Source organism: Embleya sp. NPDC005971 (genome assembly GCF_040629175.1).
In the GTDB taxonomy this organism is placed as follows: Bacteria; Actinomycetota; Actinomycetes; order Streptomycetales; family Streptomycetaceae; genus Embleya.
In genome coordinates this window covers 1-2,947 of record NZ_JBEXUX010000168.1, presented here as the reverse complement: position 1 = coordinate 2,947, position 2,947 = coordinate 1, and the positions used below count along the sequence as shown (strand labels likewise).

The window sequence follows — 2,947 nt, the reverse complement described above, 5'->3', positions numbered from 1 at the left end:
GATCGAAAGCATGACGAGCAGCCTCGGCAAGCCGAACCCCCAACTCCCCCACACCCACCTCGACCACCGGCACCCGCACACAACCCCCCACCTCCTTCTCCCCCAACACCCGCTGACAAGGCACCCCCTCCACCTCGTCGAACACCGTCCGCAAACTCTCGTGCCGCACCACCACATCCACCACAGCCCGCTCCAACGCACCCCGATCGAGCACACCCGACAAACGCAACGCCAACGGAACGTTGTAGGTGGAGCTGGGACCTTCCATGCGGTGGAGGAACCACAACCTTCGTTGCGCGAACGAGAGCGGCACCACCCCGAGCCGCGGCACCGGCACCAACGCGGGACGCGCCCGACCCGCAGTGTCGAGGCGGGCCGCGAGAGCGGCGACCGTCGGGTGCTCGAACAGGGTGCGCAGTTCCACCTCGGCGCCGAGGACAGCGCGGATCCGGGCGATGACACGGGTACCGAGCAGGGAGTGCCCGCCGAGAGCGAAGAAGTCGTCGTCGGCACCGACCGCGGGCAGCCCGAGCACCTCGGCGAACAACCCGGCCAGCAACTGCTCGCGCGGGGTGCGCGGGGGTTGTCCGCCGGGTCGGGGGTCGTCGTGTTCGGGGGCGGGCAGTGCGGCGCGATCGGGTTTCCCGGTGGAGGTGAGTGGTACCACGTCCAGGGTCACGAAGGCCGCCGGCACCATGTAGTCGGGCAGCCGTTCCCGCAGGCACACGCGCAAGTCGTCGTGACTCGGGGTCTGTCCGGGGGTCGCCACGACATAGGCGACGAGGCACCGATCGCCGGTCCGGTCCGCGCGGGCGACGACGACGGCCTGAGCCACGTCGGGGTGCGCGGTCAACGCCGTCTCGATCTCGCCCGGTTCGATCCGGAACCCGCGGATCTTGACCTGCTCGTCGACGCGGCCACAGAACTCCAACCCGGCCCCGTCCGTACGCCACTTCACCAAGTCGCCGGTACGGTACATCCGTTCCCCCGCCGGACCGAACGGGCAGGCCACGAAACGTTCGGCGGTCAGGGCGGGCCGATTGGGGTAGCCGCGGGCCACACCCGGGCCGGCCAGGTACAACTCCCCCGGCACACCGGGGGGCAGCAGGCCCAGACCGGCGTCCAGGACGTAGGCGCGCATGCCGGGCATCGGCCGACCCAACGGCAGCGGCCGATCGGCGGCGATCGCGGCTTCGAGCCGATGGTAGGTGGCGAACGTCGTCGTCTCGGTCGGGCCGTAGACGTGCACCACCACCGTGTCGGGACAGGCATCCTGGACCCGGGCGGCGGCCGACGGCGAGACCACGTCGCCACCGGTCCACACCTCACGCACACCGGCGAAACAATCCGGTCGCTCATCCGCGATCAGATGGAACAACCCGCAGGTCAAAAAGAGCGCCGTCACCCGATGACGGGCAATCACCTCGCGCAGCGTGTCGGCGTCGAGCGCCCGGGTCGGCGCCACAACGGCCGTGCCACCGTTGAGCAACGGCACCCACAACTCGTAGGTGGACGCGTCGAACGCCGTCGGCGAGTGCACCAACACCCGCTCGTGCGCACCACCACGCCAGATCGGGGCCGATGCCAACGCGACCACGTCGTGATGGGTGACCGCGATGCCCTTCGGCTCACCCGTCGAACCCGACGTGAACATCACATACGCCGGTTGCCGATCGAGCAGCGGCGCACGGAGGTGCGCATCGGCAGGATCGGTGTCGGGGGATTCGGCGAGTTCCCGCTCGGTCTCCTCGTGACCCAGGACCAGGCGCGGCAGGCCCGGGCCGGTGAGGGTGCGGGTCGCGTCGGTATCCGAGCCGGTGAGCAGCAACGCGGGGTGGGCGTCGTCCAGCATGAAGCGCACTCGTGCCGCCGGGTATCGCGGGTCGATGGGGAGGTAGGCGGCGCCGGCCTTGAGCACCCCCAGGATCGCGGTGACCAGTTCGACGGAGCGAGGCAGGACGAGCGCGACGACGTCCTCGGGGCCGACGCCGCGGGCGATCAACGCGTGTGCGAGCCGATTGGCACGAGCATTCAGCTCGTCGTAGCTCAGTTCCTCCTCCCCGCTCACCACGGCCACCGCGTCCGGGTTGGCGCTCACTCGCGCCGCGAACAGTGCCGGGATCGTCCCTTCCGGGACCTCCGCCGCTTCCGACCCGGCCGCAACGACCAACTGGTGGCGTTCCTCGGCGGAGAGCACGTCGACGCCGCCGATCGGCGCGTCGGGAGCCTCGGTGACGGCGCGCAGCAGCCGAAGCCACCGCGCGACCATCACCTCCACGGTGGCGCGGTCGAACAGGTCGGTCGCGTACTCGGCCACGCCGGTCATCCCCGCCGGCTCGCCGACCGCGCCGAACCGCTCGAACAGGTGGAGGCTCAGGTCGAACTTGGCGGTGCCAGTGTGTACGGGTGTCGCGGTCGCCTGCAGCCCGGGCAGGGCCAGGTCGTCCCAGGGCGCGCCGTGCAGCACCAGCGCCGTTTGGAACAGGGGGTGGTGTGCCGATGTCCTGGCGGGGTTGAGTTCCTCCACCAGGTGCTCGAAGGGGATGTCCTGGTGTGCGTAGGCGGTCAGCGCGTTCTCCCGGACCCGGCCGAGGAGTTCCGCGAAGCTGGGATCACCCGAGGTGTCCGTCCGCAGGATCAGCGTGTTGACGAAGAACCCGACCAGGTCGTCCAAGGCTTGATCGGTACGCCCGGCGATGGGACTGCCGACGGGAATGTCGGTACCCGCACCCAGACGCGTGAACAGCGCGGCCAGTCCGGCATGCAGCACCATGAACGGACTCGCGCCATGGCAGCGGCCGAGGTCGATCAGGGCGGCGTGCAGCGGGGCATCGATTTCGATGGCGATGTGCTCGCCGCGCAGTGACGCCACGGCCGGGCGGGGGTGGTCGAACGGCAACGCGAGCCGATCCGGCAGACCCGCCAACTCCCGCCTCCAATACGCGAG

Annotated in this window: 1 protein-coding gene; it reads right to left on the bottom strand. The window is 70.2% G+C overall.

Annotated features, from left to right (window positions below; all coding sequences use genetic code 11):
- Positions 1-2,947, bottom strand: a 2,947-nt coding sequence (locus ABZ374_RS48305; RefSeq protein WP_360325153.1) for an amino acid adenylation domain-containing protein, incomplete at both ends; no start/stop codon positions are given.